This window comes from Actinosynnema sp. NPDC059335 (assembly GCF_042752395.1).
GTDB lineage: Bacteria > Actinomycetota > Actinomycetes > Mycobacteriales > Pseudonocardiaceae > Actinosynnema.
The window spans coordinates 12,982-28,827 of the sequence record NZ_JBHYXZ010000086.1 but is presented as its reverse complement, the minus strand read 5'-3'; the positions used below and the strand labels follow the sequence as shown (position 1 = coordinate 28,827).

Here is a 15,846-nt window from a genome sequence, read left to right as displayed (position 1 = left end):
ACCCGGCGGCTCGCCAAGGCGCCCCCCCCCGCCCCGGGTGCGGGGGGGGGGCGGGCCGTGGTCGCGCTCGTGGCGGGGTCGGTCGCCGTGGTGGCCGGCGCGCTGGTGGTGATCACCGCCGACGGCGGTCTCGGCACCGGCAACGGGCTCGGCGGCGGTGTGGTGGCCGTGGTGGTCGGGCTGGTCGGGGTCGTCCTGGGCGGGCTGGCCCTGGCCCGGTCCCGCCGCGCCGCCGTGCCGTCACCGTGACGGGGTGCCGACCGACTCCGCCCGGTCCGCGTCCTCCGCCGAGTCGTCCAGGAACCCGCCGGACTGGTGACGCCACAGCTTCGCGTACGCGCCGCCCGCGTCGAGCAGTTCGGCGTGCGTGCCCTGTTCCGCGATCCGGCCCCGGTCGAGCACGATCAACCGGTCCATCCGCACGACCGTGCTCAGCCGGTGCGCCACGACGAACGCGGTGCGGCCCTCCATGAGCCGCCACAGCGCCTCCTGGACCAGCAGCTCGCTCTCCGAGTCCAGCGCGCTGGTCGCCTCGTCCAGCAGCAGGATCGGCGCGTCGCGCAGGATCGCGCGGGCCAAGGCGACGCGCTGCCGCTGCCCGCCGGACAGCTTGACGCCGCGTTCGCCGACCATCGTGTCGAACCCGTCGGGCAGCGCCTCCGCGAACTCCGTCACGTGGGCGGCACGGGCGGCGCGCAGCACCTCGTCGTCGGTCGCGCCCGGCCGGGCGAACGCGATGTTCTCGCGCAGGGTCCGGTGGAACATCGCCGGGTCCTGCGGCACGTACGCGATCAGCCCGCGCAGGTCGGCCTGGCGCATCCGGGCGATGTCCTGGCCGCCGACGAGGATGCGGCCCTCGTCCACGTCCATCAGCCGCAGCAGCAGCCGGGTGAGCGTGGTCTTGCCGCCGCCGGACCGGCCGACCAGCCCGATCCGGGTGCCCGCCGGGACGTCCAGGTCGAGGCCCGTGAACAACGGCTCGTTGCCGCCGTGCGCGAACACCACGCCGTCGAACCGGACGCCGGAGTCCTTGACCCGCAACGGTTCCGGGTCCGGCGGGTCGAGCACGGTCGGCGGGTCCAGGAGCAGTTCGGTGAACTGGGCTGCCTCGGTGAGCGCGCTCTCGAAGCGCCGGTAGATCTGGTTGAACTCGAACATGATCCGGGTCGCGTTGCTGAAGTAGGTGAACGTCACCACGATCGCCTCCACCCCGAGCCCGCCGCTGACCCCGACCGCGACCGCGAGGCCGAGCGCGTTGGTCAGCACGGACAGCGGCGCGACCACGGTGTCGATGCGCAGGTTGCCGTAGTCCCACGAGCGCAGCGCGAGCGCCCGGCTCTCGGCGGTCCGGCTCCGGTGCTCCGCGCCCTCCCGTTCCTCGGCGGCGAACGCCCGCACCGTCTCCATGTTCATCAGCGTGTCGGCGACGTGGCCGGACACCCGCGCGTAGGCGGCCTCGCGCTCGTCGACCAGTTGCTGGCGGCGGCGGATGAGCGGCGCGATCACGAACCCGGTGAGCATGATCAGCCCGAGCAGCACCAGGACCAGCAGCGGGTGGTAGCCCCACAGCACGACGCAGGCGAAGACCAGCGGCACGATGTTGGCCACGATCCGGAACGCCACCGTGTCCACGAACTCCTCGAAGCGGGAGGCGAAGCTCAGCACCCGCTTGGTGAGCGACCCGGCGAAGTTGTCGTGGAAGAACGCCGCGTCCTTGGCGAGCAGCGCGTCCATGCCGTACACGGACAGGTGCTCGATCCCCCGGCCGTCGGTGCGGTTGAGGCAGTGCACGCCGACGCGCCACAGCAGTTCCGCGAACAGCATCAGGCCGCAGAACGCCAGCAGGTACGGCAGCACGGTGGAGAGGCCGGTGACGCCGCCCTCGGCGAGGCGGCCCGCGAGCGCGCCGACGGCCAGCGGCGCGAGGTAGAGCAAACAGGTGTTGCCCAGCGCGGGCAGCACGAGCGCGCCCACCCCGAGCATCCGGTGGCGGCGCAGCTCGCGGCCGTACAGGCGCAAGGCGAGCAACACCGCTTTTTTGCGGTTCTTGGTGGGTTTGTCGGCCCTGGGCGCGGCCATCCGACTCCTTCCGGGGGCACCTTGCCGCACCCGATCGTGCCGCAGCGGGCGACCGCCGGCGATCGAATAAACGTCGCGCCCTCTCGCGCGGGGCGGCTTTTCGGTGGTGGATTGCCCGTTCAATTCACCGGCTCGACGAACCCGCGCCCGGAGGACGTCCGGCCGTCGGGAGCACCGGGCGGGTCTCGTGCGTTGTGATGGGTGATGACCGCACAACTGCGCTTCCGCGTCCTGGGTGATTCGCTCGCCGTCGGTGTGGGGTGCGCGCGGGTCGAGGAGACCCCGGGCGCGCTGCTGTCGGCCCGGCTGCGGGCGGCCGGGCACCGCGTCGACCTCGGGGTGCACGCCGTGTCCGGCGCGCGGTCGGACGGGTTGGCGGCCCAGGTGCGGGCGGCCGTGCCGACGGGTGTGGACCTCGCGCTGGTGGTGATCGGGGCGAACGACCTGACCTCGTTCACGCCGCCGGCGGTGGGCGCCGGGCTGCTGCACGACGCCGTGGCGGCGTTGCGCCGGGCCGGTGGCGAGGTGGTGGTGGCCACCGCGCCGGACCTCGGCGTGCTCTCCCACGTGCCGCCCGCGTACCGGGCGTTCGTGTCGCAGGCCAGCGGGCTGTACGCGCGTGCGCAGGCCGACGCGGTGGTGCGCGCGGGCGGCGTCGTGGCCGCGCCCGGGCGGGACCTGCTGGACCGGTTCGCCGCGGACCCGCGGCTGTTCGCCGCGGACCGCTTCCACCCCTCGCCCGCCGGGTACGCCCTGATCGCCGACGCCCTCGCGCCCCGGGTGCTCGCGGCGGCGCGCCGTTGGGCGGCGTGAGCGGGGGCGGAAGTTCGCCGGGGATTTCGGCTGCGGTCACGGCAGGCGGCGCGCTGGAGGGCGGAGTGAGGGGGTGTTCGCCGGGACTCCGGCGGTGCGGGCGTGGCCGGGGACGGTGGCACCGGGACAGGGGTGCCGGGATCGGCCCGGCCGGGTGGGTGTGATCAGGTGCGAGCCGGGTGGGGCGGGGTCCGCCCGCCGGGCAGTGGCGAGATCATGATCCCGCCGGTCTGCTCGGAGGCGGACACCGCCCCACCGGCGCCGCGCCGACGGGTCAGAGGCGCGGGTAGGCGTTCGCCAGGAGCTGGCGGAACTGGGCCGGGAACCAGTGGCCCGACAGCGGCGCGTTGGCGAGCGCGCCCGACATGTTGTTGCCGTTGCGGGCGTTGCCGCCGTACGTCGGGTCGCACATCCGGTCGAAGCCCTTGCCCTCGTCGTTCGGGATCTCCCGGCTCGCGCCGTCGGACTCGCCCGGCGGCTTGGCCCACACGTAGGCGTCGATGCCCGCGGCCGGGTTCGCCCGGGGCCGCTCGCCGATGCCCGCCCCGGACTGGTTGCACCAGTTGCCGAGGTGGATGCGGCGGTCGTAGCGGCCGCCGTTCACGTACGCGTCCACGCTCGTCGTCGGGCCCTTGGCGGTCGGGCGCTGGGAGCCGCCCCAGCCGTTGCGCGACGTGTCGATCAGCATGCCGATGTTCGACCGGAACCCGGCGCCGATCAATTGCGTGCGGAACGCCTGGGCGAACGACAGCTCGTCCACGTACCGGTTCCAGTCGATCCACTTCGACTGGCGCACGGAAGTGCCGTTCACGGTGTCGTTGACGGTGAAATGGTCCTCTTTCAGCACGCCGTAGTTCGCCGTGTTCGCGATGAACCCGGTGACGTTGTCGACCGTGCTGCCGGACGCGCGGGCGGCCTGCGCGAACAACGTCGCGGACGCGCCGAAGTTGTCGTCCCACCCGATCCAGCCGTGGTGCGCGGCGTCGATGTAGTTGTAGACGTTGCCGATCGCGCCGAGCTTGGCCAGCGCGTAACCGACGCCGTTGACGTAGTTGCCGTTCTGGAGCATCCGGTCGCACTGGGCGGTGGCGGTCGGCCGGCCGCCGACGTTCGTCACCAGGTTCGGCAGCGAGTCGATCTCGATGATCGTCACGATGCGCAGGTTGGCGTACTTCGAGTCGCCCATGATCGCGGCGATCGGGTCGATGTACTCGGTCTTGTAGCGGGGCAGGTCGTCCGGGCCCAGTTCGCCGTTGGACGCGAGCGCCGCGCAGTCGCGGCCGGGCAGGTTGTAGATCACGAACTGGACGACCATCGTGCGCCCGGCGGCCTGGCTCAGGGCGTTGTCGAGGTGCGCGCGCAGGCCGCGTGCGCCGTTCACGCCGTTGATCGCGGCGATCCGGTCCAGCCAGACGAACGTCGGCTGGTTCGCGATGGCGGACCCGCCGTCGGCCCGCGCCTTCGCGGACCAGTCCGGGTTCACGTACACCGACGCCCCGGAATAGGGGTTGTCCACGCGCGCGGCGGCGCTCACGTCGGCCGCGGCGGGGCCCGCGCCCAGCGCCGTGGCGGCGGCGAGCGCGAACGCCGCCGTCGCCGCGAGTCCGCGCCTTTTCCTGGTCGGGCCTGGTGATGACTTCAGTGGCATCTTCGGCTCCCTGGTGGGGGGTGCGCAACCGGCGGCGGATTTCCGGGAACGTTTCCGGAAATCGGACCGTAGCAGGCGGGCGACGCTCCGTGAAGACATTTCACGTTCAATGGGGTGGAATTCCATTCCGGGCGGAAGCCGCCGTCGAACACTCATATTCCCGATTCGACCGCGTTCGATTTCGAATCGCTTTCGAATTCCTTCGCGGCGGTGGTCCCGGCCGTCGTCGCCCAGCGCGCGGCGGCGATCCACGGCAGGGCGAGCAGCACGCTGCCGAGCACGTCGGTGGGGTAGTGGACGCCCGAGTAGAGGCGCTGCGCGGCGACCAGCACCGGGACGGCGAGCGCCAGCGCCACCACGGGTCCGCGCCACCACCGGCGGGTGCCGCGCGCGACCAGGAGCGCCACCGCCGTGCCGAGCACCAGGGACGCCGCGACGTGACCGGACGGGAAGCTCGACGTCGGCGGCAGGTCGCCGGGCAGCTTCGCCGCCGGGCGGGCGCGGTCGACCACCGCCGTGGTGACCAGGAACAGCGCGACCTCGCCGAGCAACCCCAGCACGACCAGCAGGACGGGCCGCCAGGACCGCGTCGCGGCCAACGCGATCACGCAGACCACCGCCGCGGCGGCCATCACCGGGCCCGTGCCGCTGAACCCGCCCACCTCCTCCATGACCGCGTCCCACCACGGCGTGCGGCGGTCGGCCAGCCACTCGACCGCGGCGCGGTCCCAGGCCGGCGGCACGTCCGGCCCGGCGGCGGTGAGCAGCGAGCCGAGCCCGAACAGCGCGCCCAGCAGCAGGCCCCAGACCACCAGCAGCCGGGCCGCGGCGCGCCACGTGCCGCGCGGCGGGCGGACCCGACGCCCGGACGCCGGCCGCAGGTCGTCGGCCGCCTCGGGCACCAGGCCGCGGGACAGCGGCACGTCCGCCAGGCCCTCGTCGCGCCGCCACCGGCGGAACACCTCCGTGGTGAGGGCCAGCCACAGCAGGCCGAGCAGCCAACCGCCGAGCACGTCCGTGGCGAAGTGCACGCCCAGCGCCACCCTGGTGAGGCCCACCACCAGCACGATCCCGAGCGCCGACGGGACCAGCACCACCCGCGCCCGGCGCACGGAGGCGAACACGAGCACCAGCACGCCGTAGGTGACGGTCGCGCCGACCGTGTGGCCGCTCGGGAAGCTCCAGCCCGGGGCCGTGGCCACCTCGACGTCCACCAGCGGCCGCAACCGCCCGACCAGCTCCTTCACCACCACGCCGAGCAGCCCGCCGCCGGCCGCGGTGACGACCACGTGCGCGGCCACCCACGGGCGTCGGCGCAGCAGCAGCCACGCCGCCGCCAGCGCGGTGAGGCCGGTGAGCGTCGCCGTGTCGCCGAGCCGGGTCAGCCCCCGCGCCACCGCCACCAGGACGCCGGAAGCCGCGACCCACCCCGTCACCGCGTCCGAGATCGCCTGGTCGAGGTCGCGCACCGGCGACCACTCCGACCAGACCACCATCACCACGACCGCGAACGCGACGCCCGCGGTGGCCGCGACGACCAGCGATACCGCGCTCCGCACCGCGAACCGCTCCGCCGCCACCGCCTGTCGCACATCCCGAGTCGCCGTCACCCGTGTGGTGTGCCCCGAAGGATCACCGCGCAACCCCCGGCGCGACGGTTCGGTGACCTTCGTTGCGCTTCCGTTCGCGCTCCGGTAAAGGCGGCGGGACACTCCACAATAGACACCAGACCGTCCACAAAGGTCGCGCGTCGGTCCACTGTGGACCGGTCGCGGTCTGACCGTCCGTGCTGATCGTCTTACGGTAGGTAGTTGTCGCAAATCGGTAGCTACCGATTGACATTCGATAGGTAACACGCGAGACTCGATGCATGGTCACAACGCATCGAGCGGTCGCGGCGCTCCGGGTGTTCCTCGTGTTGATGTTCGGCGTCCTGCTGTTGTTCCAGGTCATGTCGCTGCCGGGTCAGTTCCGGCACATGGCCCGGGAGAACCCGGACGTGGCGTACCTGCGGTGGCCGCTGACCGCCGTGACGGTGTTCTGGGTGCTGTGCGTGCAGGTGGTGATCGTCGCGATCTGGAAGCTGCTCACGCTGGTGAAGAAGGACCGCATCTTCAGCGAGGCGTCGCTGAGGTGGGTGGACCTGATCGTGTGGGCCATCGCCGCGGCCTGGGTGGTGTTCCAGGCGGTGTTCCTCTACGTGGGCTTCAACGCCGACGACCCCGGTGTGCCGCTGCTGCTGTTCCTGCTGTCGATCGGGCTCACCGTGGTCGGCCTGCTCATGGTGGTCATGCGGGCGCTGCTGCGGCAGGCCACGACACTGCGCAGCGACATGGAATCGGTGATCTGATGCCGATCATCGTGCGCATCGACGTCGAACTGGCCAAGCGCAAGATGAGCGTCGGCGAGTTCGCCGAACGGGTGGGGCTCACCCCGTCGAACGTGGCCGTGCTGAAGAACGGCCGGGCCAAGGCCGTGCGCTTCAGCACCCTGGAGGCCATGTGCCGGGTGCTCGAGTGCCAGCCCGGCGACCTGCTCGAATGGGTGGACGACGAGCACGACGCGGCCGCCGACGGGGACGGGGACCGCCGGTGATCGAGGTCCGCAACCTGACCAGGCGGTACGGCGACGTGCTCGCCGTGGACGACCTGAGCTTCCGGGTCGAGCCCGGCACGGTGACCGGCTTCCTCGGGCCGAACGGCGCGGGCAAGTCCACCACGATGCGGGTGCTGCTCGGCCTGGACCGGCCCACCTCCGGGACGGCGCTGGTGAACGGGCGGCCGTACGCGACGTTCGCCGAGCCGCTGCGCGAGGTCGGCGCGCTGCTCGACCCCGGCGCGGCGCACCCCGGCCGCACCGGGCGCGGCCACCTGCGCGTGGCCGCCCGGACCAACGGCCTGCCCGCCCGGCGGGTCGAGGAGGTCATCGAGCGGGTGGGGCTGGCCGGCGCGGCCCGCCGCCGGATCAAGGGCTACTCGCTGGGCATGCGGCAGCGCCTCGGCATCGCCGCGGCGCTGATCGGCGACCCGGCCGTGCTGGTGTTCGACGAGCCGGTCAACGGGCTGGACCTGGACGGCGTCCGGTGGATCCGCGGCCTGCTGCGCCGGCTCGCCGACGAGGGCCGCACCGTGCTGGTGTCCAGCCACCTGCTGAGCGAGGTGGAGCAGGTCGCCGACCGGCTGGTGGTGATCGGCCGCGGCCGGCTGATCGCCGACACCTCGACGCGGGAGATCCTCCAGGGGCTCGGCCGGACCAAGGTGCGGGTGCGCAGCCCGCGACCGGACCTCCTGCTCGACGCGCTGCGGGAGCGCGGGCTCACCGCGCAGCGCGAGGCCGACGGCGACCTGCTGGTCGAGGGCGGCGCCGCCGAGGACGTGGGCGGCCTCGCGCACGCCCGGCACATCCCGCTGCACCACCTCTCCGAGGTGCGCCAGTCCCTGGAGGAGGCGTACCTGGAACTGACCGACAGCAGCGTCGAGCACCACGGCCGGGAGCCGGTGCCCGCCACGACCGAGGGGGCGCGGTGACGGCCGTCGTCGCACGGGAAGTCCGCCGCGAGGTCCGGGGCGGACGGGTGTTCGCCCGCGCCTGCGCGGCGGAGTGGACCAGGTTGTGGACGGTGCGGTCCACTTGGTGGTGCCTGGCCGCGGGCGTCCTGGTCATGGCGGGCATCTCGACCATCGCGGGGCTGGAGGCGGCCTCGGCCGCCGAGGCGCCGCGCGGCGCCTCGGCGTGGGCCGCGGCGGCGGTCACCGGCCTGCCGGGTCAGTTCGCCGTGCTCGCCCTGGCGCTCACCGCGGTGACGTCGGACTACGCGACCGGCGGGATCGTGCCGAGCCTGCAGTGGACGCCGCGGCGGCCGGTGTTCTTCCTGGCCCGCGCGGTGGTCGCGGTCGCGGTGGCCGCGGTCCTCGGTGCGCTGCTCCTGTCGGTGGCCGCGCTCGCGTCGTTCGTCGCGGCGAGCCCCCTGCTCACCCTGGCGGGCGCGGGCGACGTGCTGCCGAAGGTCGTGTTCGCCTTCGCCGCCGGCGCGGCGTTCGCCCTCGGGCTGGGGTTCCTGCTGCGCAACACCGCGGGCACGCTCGTCGTGGTGTTCCTGCTGATGCTCGTGCTGCCGCTGGTGCTGCCGAACTTCGGCTTCGCCTGGACCGACGCGATCGCCGACGTCCTGCCCGGCTCCGGTGCGGCGTTCCTGCTGGTCGGCGAGGTGCCGGGGATGACGACGACGTCGTCGGCGACCACCCTGCTGTGCTGGGCCGGCGGCACGCTGCTGCTCGGGTGGCTGCGGCTGGCGCGCGACGACGCGAACCGGTGACGCGGCCGGCGAGGCCACTCGATCGTCAGTCGATGTTGTTACGATGCGCCGCCCCACCCGATCGCGGTCATCGGAAAGGTGACGATCCATGCACAACAACAAGCCCAAGGCGGACTTACTGCGTGAACTCCACGCGGACGGGGTGCTCGTGCTCCCCAACGCGTGGGACGCGGGCAGCGCCGCCCTGATCGCCCGCGCCGGCGCGAAGGCGATCGCCACGACCAGTGGCGGGGTGTCGTGGGCCCTGGGCAGGCCCGACGGGCAGGCCCTGTCCCGTGACGAGATGGTCGAGCAGGTCCGCCTGGTCGCCGCCGCCGTGGACGTGCCCGTGACCGCCGACGTCGAGGGCGGCTACGGCCACGCGCCGGAGGACGTCGCGGCCACCGTCGAGGCCGTCGTCGCGGCCGGCGCGGTCGGCGTGAACATCGAGGACTCCAAGGGTTTCGGGGTGCCGCTGTTCACCGTCGAGGAGCAGTCCGCCCGGCTGCGCGCGGCGCGGGAGGCGGCGGAGCGCGCCGGCCTGCCCGAGCTGGTGGTCAACATCCGCACCGACGTGTTCCTCTTCCAGGTCGGCGAGCCCGAGGGCCGGCTGGACGACGTGCTCACGCGGGCCGCGGCCTACGCCGAGGCGGGCGCGGACAGCCTGTTCGTCCCCGGCCTGGTCGACCTGGACGTGCTGAAGCGGCTGGTCGAGGGCTCGCCGCTGCCGGTCAACGTGATGGCGGGTCCCGGCGCGCCGTCGGTGGCCGAGTTCGAGGCCGTCGGCGTCCGGCGGGTCAGCCTGGGCACGGCGGTCGCCCAGGCCGCGTTCTCCGTGGCGCACCGCGCCGCCGAGGAGGTGCTGACCAAGGGCACCTACGCCGAGCTGGACGGCGCGCTGGACTTCGGCGCCGTCAACGGCGTGTTCGCCCGCTGATTGATCGCCAGGTCAGATCAACCCTGTCGGACAACGTCCGACTCCGCTGGACTGGTACCCCGTCGGGGCGCGCGACCGCGTCCCGGCGGGGTATCGGGCGTGTTCGGCTCCGGGACGGATGGGGATTCGCAGTGACCACGAAGGAAGCGGGCAGACCGGGCGGCGTCCTCGCGAGCGTCAGGGCCACGCCGCCGGCCGTCCGCTACCTGCTCGGCGGCGTGCTCGTCAACCAGCTCGGCGCGTTCGCGCAGACCTTCCTGGTGCTCTACCTGACGATGCGCGAGTTCTCCATCGGCCAGGCCGGGATCGCGCTCACCTGCTACAGCGCCGGCGCGGTGCTCGGCACGCTGCTCGGCGGCGAGCTGGTGCACCGGCTCGGGCCGCGGGCCACGATCGTCGGCGCGATGACGGCGTCGGCGGCGGTCCTCGCGGTGATGCCGTCGTTGAGCACGCCCGGCCTGTTCGGCGTGCTGCTGGTCGTGATCGGCGCGGCGGGCCTGGCCACCCAGTGCTACCGGCCCGCGGCGGCGGTGCTGCTCAGCGAGCTGATGCCGGCCGAGCACCGGGTCATGGCGTTCTCCATGATGCGCATCGCCCTCAACGGCGGCGCGGCGCTCGCGCCGCTCATCGCGGCCGGGCTGATCCTGCTCGACTGGGACCTGCTGTTCTACTTCGACGCGGCGTCGGCGCTGGCCTACGCCGTGGTGGCCCGGCTCACGCTGCCCGCCACCGCGGCGCCGCGCGACGACGAGGACGAGGCGGAGTCCGGCGCGCAGAAGCGGTCGGCCTACGCGGTGATGATCCGCGACGCCCGGTTCCTCGCCTTCCTCGCCTCCACCCTGCTCGGCACGCTGATCTACGTGCAGTACGTGGTGGCGCTCCCGCTGAAGATCACCGGCGAGGGCCACCCGGCCGTGCTCTACAGCATCGTGCTGACCACCGCGTCGATCATCCTCGTGGTGTCCGAGCTGAAGATCACCTCGTACGTCCGCGACTGGGCGCCGTGGGCGGCGGGCGCGGTCGGCACGGCGGTCATGGGCCTGGGCGCGGCCGGGTACGGGCTCGGCTCGCACGCGGTCGTGATCGTGCTCAGCACCGGGGTGTTCGTGCTCGGCGTGATGATCAGCGGCCCGACGATGTTCGCGCACCCGGCCAAGGCCCCCGCCTCGGTCCGCGGCCGGTACGTCGGCACGCACCAGGCCACGTTCGGCCTCGGCTCGGCGCTCGGACCCACGCTCGGCGTGCTGGCCTGGGGCGCGTTCGGCAACGGCGTGTGGTTGCTGTGCGGCGTGCTCGGCCTGGTCGGCGGCTGGTTCGCCGTGCTCGGCATGCGGGAGCGCAGGCCCGCCGGCACGGCCGGGTAACCCTTCTCACAGCACCGGCGACCGGCCCGGCGGGTGACGTGCCCGCCGGGCCCGTCGGCGTCCGCGGGACCTGCGCAATACTTCTTTCCGGTGTATTTCCCGGTCACTCTGGAATAGGTGGCGACGCGCCGCTCACGGCCGATGACATAGTGTCACATAATGCCTCTACCTGCGACGTTACGTGCTGCGCTCAGTGGTCATATTCAAATCCTATGGTCCTCCGATCGGCGGTAGCGGGAACTCCACCCCTTATTCATGCTTGGCCCGCACCTGGAGAGGAAGGGATCCGCTGGGGATGGGTAGACCGGAAAAACCTGTCGATGCCTCGTCCGGCGCGGTCGCGACTTTCGCGAGCGAATTGAGACGACTGAGGGCCCGGGCGGGCAACCCCACGTACCGGGACATGGGTCGGGCGGCTTTGTACTCCTCGTCGGTGTTGTCCAGCGCGGCCAGCGGCCACCGGATGCCCACGTTGCAGGTGACCCTCGCGTTCGTGGCCGCGTGCGGCGGCGACCGCGAGCAGTGGCGGCGCCGGTGGCTGGAGGTGTCGAGCGGGCTGGGTCCCGAGGCGGCCGCCGCGGCGGTCCGGCCGGAACCGGCGGGGCCGCGCTCGGCCGTGCCGCGACCGGCGCAGTTGCCGATGAGGCCGCGCGGGTTCGTCGGCCGGGCCGAGGAGCTGCGCCTGCTCGCCGCGGACACGGTCACCCCCGTGGTGATCACCGGACCGGCGGGCGTCGGCAAGACCGAACTCGCGCTGCGCCACGTCCACCGCCTGGCCGCCGACGCGGTGGACGGCCAGCTCTACGTCGACCTGGGGCCGCTGGAGCCGGGGGAGCGGGGTGCCCGGACCGTGCTGGACGGGTTCCTGCGCGCGTTGGGCGTGCCCGTCGAGGGCCTGCCGGACACCCTCGACCAGCAGGCCGGCCTGTACCGGTCGCTGATCGCCGAACGCCGGGTCGTGGTGCTGCTGGACAACGTGCGCGACGAGCGCCAGGTCCGGCCGCTGCTGGCGGAGAGCCCGCACAGCACCACGGTGATCGTGTCCCGCGCGCCGCTGCTCGGCCTGCGGGACGTGCGCCGGCTGCGGCTGGGCGTGCCGTCCCGGGCCGAGGCCATCGCCATGCTCACGGCGGGCCTGCCGGACCCGGTGGTGGTCGAGCCCGAGGACTGCGACCGGCTCGCCCGGCTGTGCGGCGACCTGCCGCAGGCGCTGGACATCGCCGCGCGCAAGCTCGCCGCCAGGCCGGGCCTGCCGGTGGGCCGGCTGCTCGCGCGGCTGACCGAGCCGGGCGCGTTGCTGGACTGGCTGCGCATCGGCGACCTGTCGGTCCGCGAGTCCTACCAGTCGGCCTACCTGGGGCTCGGCGACGCGGCCAAGGCGTTGCTGCACCAGCTCGCGCACCAGCCCGTGGACGAGCCGGTGCTCGGCGGGGCGTTCGCCGACGACGAGCCGGTGTACGAGCTGGCCGACGCCGGGCTGCTGCGCTGCGCCGGCCGGCCGGGCGCGTACCGGCTCGACCCCCTGGCCCGCACCTTCGCGCTCGACCTGCGCGCCGCCGGCCACGCGGTGCGCCGGTCCACCCGCCAGGAATTGATTGTCACGGCCGGACGACACTACCGATCAACTGTGACGTCGGCTTGACTGTAGGCGCGTCGGTCGGTTGTCGTAATTGATCCGGGTGCGTCCGGGGTATCTATTCCGGCGCACCCGGAAATTACTTCCCCGCACCGGCGGGCGACGAACCGGGAATTGTCCGGTGACGATCGCGGTACGGCCCGGTCGCGGTTCGCGGCGCGGGCGGCGTCGTGGCCGCCGGCGGTGCGGTGGCCGGTCGCGCCCAGGCCGTGGTCGGTCCGGAGGAGTCCGGCGGCGGGTGTCGCCGGGAAGGGTGGTGCGAGGTGGGTCGGCACTTGGTCGTCGTGGGAGCCGGGGTCACCGGTCTGCTCACCGCAGTCCGGTGCGCGCGGTCCGGGGCGCGGGTCACCGTGCTGGACGTGGGCCCCGTGCCCAACCCGGCCTCCACCTCCCACGACGAGCACCGGGCCCTCCGCGCGCTCGACCCGGGCGACGTGGCCGCCACCCGCGCCTCGGCGGTGCTGCACCGGCGCTGGCTGGAGCTGGAGTCCCTGTTCGGCACGCCCTTCTACCGGCGGGTCGGCGTGGTCACCGGGTGGCCCGCCGAGTCGGCGGACGCGGCGCTCGACGTCGCGCGCGAGGCCGGCACGCCGGTCTCCCCGGTGGAGCCGGAGAAGTACCCGCACATCCGCTTCCCGGCCGGCGCGGTCGGCCTGCTCGAAGCCGACGCGGGCGTGCTCCTGGCCGACCGGGTCCTCGACGCCGCCGCGCGCTGGCTGCGCGAGCACCCGCTGGTGGCGCTGCGACCGGGCAGCGCCGTCCGCGAGGTCGACGCCGACCGCGCCGCGGTGCACCTGGCCGACGGGTCCACCGTGCGCGGGGACGTGCTGCTGGTGGCCGCCGGACCGTGGTCCCGGGAGCTGGTCGACGTGCCGACCGTGCTGCACCGCCAACGGATCGTCTACCTGCGACCGCCCGACGAGCCGGCGCGGTGGTGGGAGGGCGCGCCCAGCGCCGGCCGCATCGGCGACGACGGCCTGGCGTGGCTGATCCCGCCGGGCGACGGCACCCGGCTCAAGATCAGCTCCGCGGCGCTGTGCCGCGAGGTGGACGAGGTGGGCGACGAGACCGACCGCTGGACCGACCACCTGGCGCTGTCGTCCGTGCTGAACGACCACGAGCGCTACACCGTGACCGCCGTGCGGACGTGCCACTACGCGGTCGACCCGGACACCGGTGGCGGGAGCCTGGTCCGGATCGGGCCGGCCGCCTGGGCGCGGGCCGCCAGCGGCGGCGACGGCTTCCGCACCGCGCCCGTCGTCGCCGAGCGCGTCGCCGAGGAGGTGGCGGGGGCGTGACCGGGGCCGTGCCGGACGTGTCCGGTGTGGACGGTCGCCGCACGGCGCGTCGGCGGGTCGCGGGCGGCGGTCCGGCGCGGTCGCCGCGCCCGTGGAGCTGCGCCGACGTGCGCCGATCGGTCGACCCGGCCCCGGTGGACCGGCACGCCCGGGCGCCGCGCGACGCCGGTGGAGCGCGCCGCGCCTCCCGCCGCCCCCAGCCGTCCAGCAGGCGGCCCGTCTGCCCGCCGACGCTCGGCACCACCCGATAGTGTGCCGAACCCGACCGACCTTCGAGAGGACACCATGACCGCGCGACCGGTGATCATCGTCGGCTTCCTGGCGCCGCTGCCCACCCGCCCCGAGTTCGAGGACGGGTCGATGGTCCTCGTGGACGAGCCGGACGTCATCCGCAAGAGGGACATCGCGGACAAGATGGCCGGCGCGGCCTCGCTGCGCGAACTCGTGCCGTGGGAGTACCAGCTCCCGGGCGCGGCCGACGAGTTCTACAACACCTACCCGGACCTCGACCCGGCCTACGTCGTGCCGCTGCTGGAGTACGCGACGCCGTTCGCCGCCCGGCTCGCCGAGCGCTACGGGCTGCCCGGCGCGACCAGCGGCGCGGCCGCGTTGCTGCGCGACAAGGAGCTGCTGCGCCGCGTCACCCGTGCCGCCGGCGTCGCCAACCCGGTGTCCACGGCCGTGTCCTCGCCCGACGACGTGCGGGCCTTCATGGCCGAGCACCCCGGCCAGGTCGTGCTCAAGCCCGCGAACCGGCAGGCGTCGCTCGGCACGAAGGTGCTGCACGACCCGGCCGAGGTCGACCAGGCGTGGCGGGAGTGCCTGGCGAGCCAGGACGAGGGCATCCTCGTGCCCGACCGCGAGATCCCGCTGCGGATGCTGGTCGAGACGTTCGTCAGCGGCGCGGAGTACAGCGTGGAGATGCTGGTCCGCGACGGCGTGCCGGTGTTCACCAACATCACCGGCAAGACCCTGTTCCCCGGGCCGCGCCCGATCGAGCTGGGCCACCTGGTGCCCGCCGACCTGCCCGGGGAGACCGCCGCCCTGCTGGCCGAGCGGACGGAGGCGGTGCTGCGCGCGGTCGGCTTCGGCACCGGGATCGTGCACTGCGAGTGGATCCTCTCCGGCGGCGTGCCGCACCTGGTCGAGTGCGCCGGCCGGTTCCCCGGCGACGGCATCACCTGGCTGATCGACGAGGCGTACGGCTTCCCGCTGGCCGAGCGGTACTACACGCTGATGCGCGGCGAGGAGCCGCCCGCGCTGCCCGCCGGGGCCGAGCGCGCCGCGTCCGTGCGCTTCCTGCGGGCCGAGCCCGGCGAGGTCGTGTCGGTCGAGGGCCTGGACGAGGTCAAGGCGATGCCCGGCGTGCTGTCCGCGTCGGTGTCGGTCGCGCCCGGCGAGACCGTGCACGAGCTGCGCAGCTCGTGGGACCGGGCCGGTTCCGTGACGGTCGTGGCCGACACGCCGGCCGAGGCGGCGGCGCTCGCGGAGAAGGCGGCCGCCGCGATCCGCGTGGAGGTCCGCGCGGCAGAATGACCGCCATGCCAACCCCAGTCGCCGTGCACACAGTGGTCGACAGCCCGATCGGTGAGCTGACGCTGGTCGCGCGGGACGGTGTCCTCGCCGGCCTCTACATGAGCGAGCACCGGCACCGGCCGGCCTTCGAGACCTTCGGCGACCGGCGGCGGAGGCCGCCTGGGGTGGTGTGGGGGGCGCAGGGGGGGGTATATATGAGTGGCGAAGAGAGCCAGGGGCAAACAGAAGGAGAGTAGCGGGG

15 protein-coding genes and 1 pseudogene are annotated in these 15,846 nt (G+C 73.8%); 13 read left to right on the top strand and 3 right to left on the bottom strand.

Features of this window, described 5'->3' with window-relative positions; genetic code table 11:
• Positions 1-249 (top strand): DUF6223 family protein (locus tag ACFXGA_RS24915; protein ID WP_378091599.1); only part of this gene is annotated, 249 nt, incomplete at its 5' end.
• On the opposite strand, the gene ACFXGA_RS24910 is transcribed toward ACFXGA_RS24915, so the two are convergent.
• Entirely contained in the window at positions 241-2,079 is a 1,839-nt protein-coding gene (locus ACFXGA_RS24910; protein WP_378091597.1) for an ABC transporter ATP-binding protein, read from the bottom strand. The two genes, ACFXGA_RS24915 and ACFXGA_RS24910, sit on opposite strands and share 9 nt — an antisense overlap.
• 204 nt (positions 2,080-2,283) lie before the next feature.
• On the opposite strand from ACFXGA_RS24910, the gene ACFXGA_RS24905 reads away from it, so the two are divergent.
• Positions 2,284-2,892, top strand: coding sequence for an SGNH/GDSL hydrolase family protein (locus ACFXGA_RS24905; protein ID WP_378091595.1), 609 nt, complete (start codon positions 2,284-2,286; stop codon positions 2,890-2,892).
• Between the two features lie 274 nt (positions 2,893-3,166).
• On the opposite strand, the gene ACFXGA_RS24900 is transcribed toward ACFXGA_RS24905, so the two are convergent.
• On the bottom strand, positions 3,167-4,540 hold the full coding sequence (locus ACFXGA_RS24900; RefSeq protein WP_378091593.1) for a glycoside hydrolase family 6 protein: 1,374 nt from the start codon (positions 4,538-4,540) through the stop codon (positions 3,167-3,169).
• A gap of 152 nt (positions 4,541-4,692) precedes the next feature.
• Positions 4,693-6,150 carry a phosphatase PAP2 family protein gene (locus ACFXGA_RS24895; protein ID WP_378091591.1) on the bottom strand — a complete coding sequence of 486 codons (1,458 nt, stop codon included), beginning with the start codon at positions 6,148-6,150 and terminating at the stop codon, positions 4,693-4,695.
• A 260-nt stretch (positions 6,151-6,410) separates the two neighbouring features.
• Between ACFXGA_RS24895 and ACFXGA_RS24890 the strand changes: the two genes are divergently transcribed.
• The 11 genes and pseudogenes from ACFXGA_RS24890 to ACFXGA_RS24840 all read left to right on the top strand — a co-directional run.
• On the top strand, positions 6,411-6,890 hold the full coding sequence (locus ACFXGA_RS24890; protein ID WP_378091589.1) for a DUF2975 domain-containing protein: 480 nt from the start codon (positions 6,411-6,413) through the stop codon (positions 6,888-6,890).
• Complete coding sequence (locus tag ACFXGA_RS24885; RefSeq protein WP_378091587.1) at positions 6,890-7,135, top strand: helix-turn-helix domain-containing protein; 246 nt, start codon at positions 6,890-6,892, stop codon at positions 7,133-7,135. Before ACFXGA_RS24890 ends, ACFXGA_RS24885 begins: the two co-directional genes overlap by 1 nt.
• The gene (locus ACFXGA_RS24880) at positions 7,132-8,067 is read left to right on the top strand and encodes an ABC transporter ATP-binding protein (protein ID WP_378091585.1); all 936 of its coding nucleotides are present in this window, start codon (positions 7,132-7,134) and stop codon (positions 8,065-8,067) included. The genes ACFXGA_RS24885 and ACFXGA_RS24880 overlap by 4 nt, the downstream gene beginning before the upstream one ends.
• Positions 8,064-8,855, top strand: a complete 792-nt coding sequence (locus ACFXGA_RS24875; RefSeq protein WP_378091583.1) for a hypothetical protein — start codon at positions 8,064-8,066, stop codon at positions 8,853-8,855. The genes ACFXGA_RS24880 and ACFXGA_RS24875 overlap by 4 nt, the downstream gene beginning before the upstream one ends.
• A gap of 88 nt (positions 8,856-8,943) precedes the next feature.
• Positions 8,944-9,771, top strand: a complete 828-nt coding sequence (locus ACFXGA_RS24870) for an isocitrate lyase/phosphoenolpyruvate mutase family protein (protein WP_378091581.1) — start codon at positions 8,944-8,946, stop codon at positions 9,769-9,771.
• Between the two features lie 131 nt (positions 9,772-9,902).
• Entirely contained in the window at positions 9,903-11,135 is a 1,233-nt protein-coding gene (locus ACFXGA_RS24865) for an MFS transporter (RefSeq protein WP_378091579.1), read from the top strand.
• 358 nt (positions 11,136-11,493) lie between these two features.
• Complete coding sequence (locus ACFXGA_RS24860; protein ID WP_378091577.1) at positions 11,494-12,777, top strand: NB-ARC domain-containing protein; 1,284 nt, start codon at positions 11,494-11,496, stop codon at positions 12,775-12,777.
• A 257-nt stretch (positions 12,778-13,034) separates the two neighbouring features.
• Positions 13,035-14,069, top strand: coding sequence for an NAD(P)/FAD-dependent oxidoreductase (locus tag ACFXGA_RS24855; protein WP_378091575.1), 1,035 nt, complete (start codon positions 13,035-13,037; stop codon positions 14,067-14,069).
• On the top strand, positions 14,066-14,320 hold the full coding sequence (locus ACFXGA_RS24850) for a hypothetical protein (RefSeq protein ID WP_378091573.1): 255 nt from the start codon (positions 14,066-14,068) through the stop codon (positions 14,318-14,320). The genes ACFXGA_RS24855 and ACFXGA_RS24850 overlap by 4 nt, the downstream gene beginning before the upstream one ends.
• Before the next feature lie 34 nt (positions 14,321-14,354).
• Entirely contained in the window at positions 14,355-15,605 is a 1,251-nt protein-coding gene (locus ACFXGA_RS24845) for an ATP-grasp domain-containing protein (RefSeq protein ID WP_378091571.1), read from the top strand.
• Positions 15,602-15,846 (top strand): annotated as a pseudogene (locus tag ACFXGA_RS24840) (hypothetical protein); the annotation flags it as partial. The gene ACFXGA_RS24845 and the pseudogene ACFXGA_RS24840, both read left to right, overlap by 4 nt.

Bases quoted from the DNA above. Each gene is read 5' to 3' on its own strand.
- ACFXGA_RS24910 (WP_378091597.1), bottom strand. From the start codon at position 2,079: ATGGCCGCGCCCAGGGCCGACAAACCCACCAAGAACCGCAAAAAAGCG.
- ACFXGA_RS24905 (WP_378091595.1), top strand. From the start codon at position 2,284: ATGACCGCACAACTGCGCTTCCGCGTCCTGGGTGATTCGCTCGCCGTC.
- ACFXGA_RS24900 (WP_378091593.1), bottom strand. From the start codon at position 4,540: ATGCCACTGAAGTCATCACCAGGCCCGACCAGGAAAAGGCGCGGACTC.
- ACFXGA_RS24890 (WP_378091589.1), top strand. From the start codon at position 6,411: ATGGTCACAACGCATCGAGCGGTCGCGGCGCTCCGGGTGTTCCTCGTG.
- ACFXGA_RS24885 (WP_378091587.1), top strand. From the start codon at position 6,890: ATGCCGATCATCGTGCGCATCGACGTCGAACTGGCCAAGCGCAAGATG.
- ACFXGA_RS24870 (WP_378091581.1), top strand. From the start codon at position 8,944: ATGCACAACAACAAGCCCAAGGCGGACTTACTGCGTGAACTCCACGCG.
- ACFXGA_RS24845 (WP_378091571.1), top strand. From the start codon at position 14,355: ATGACCGCGCGACCGGTGATCATCGTCGGCTTCCTGGCGCCGCTGCCC.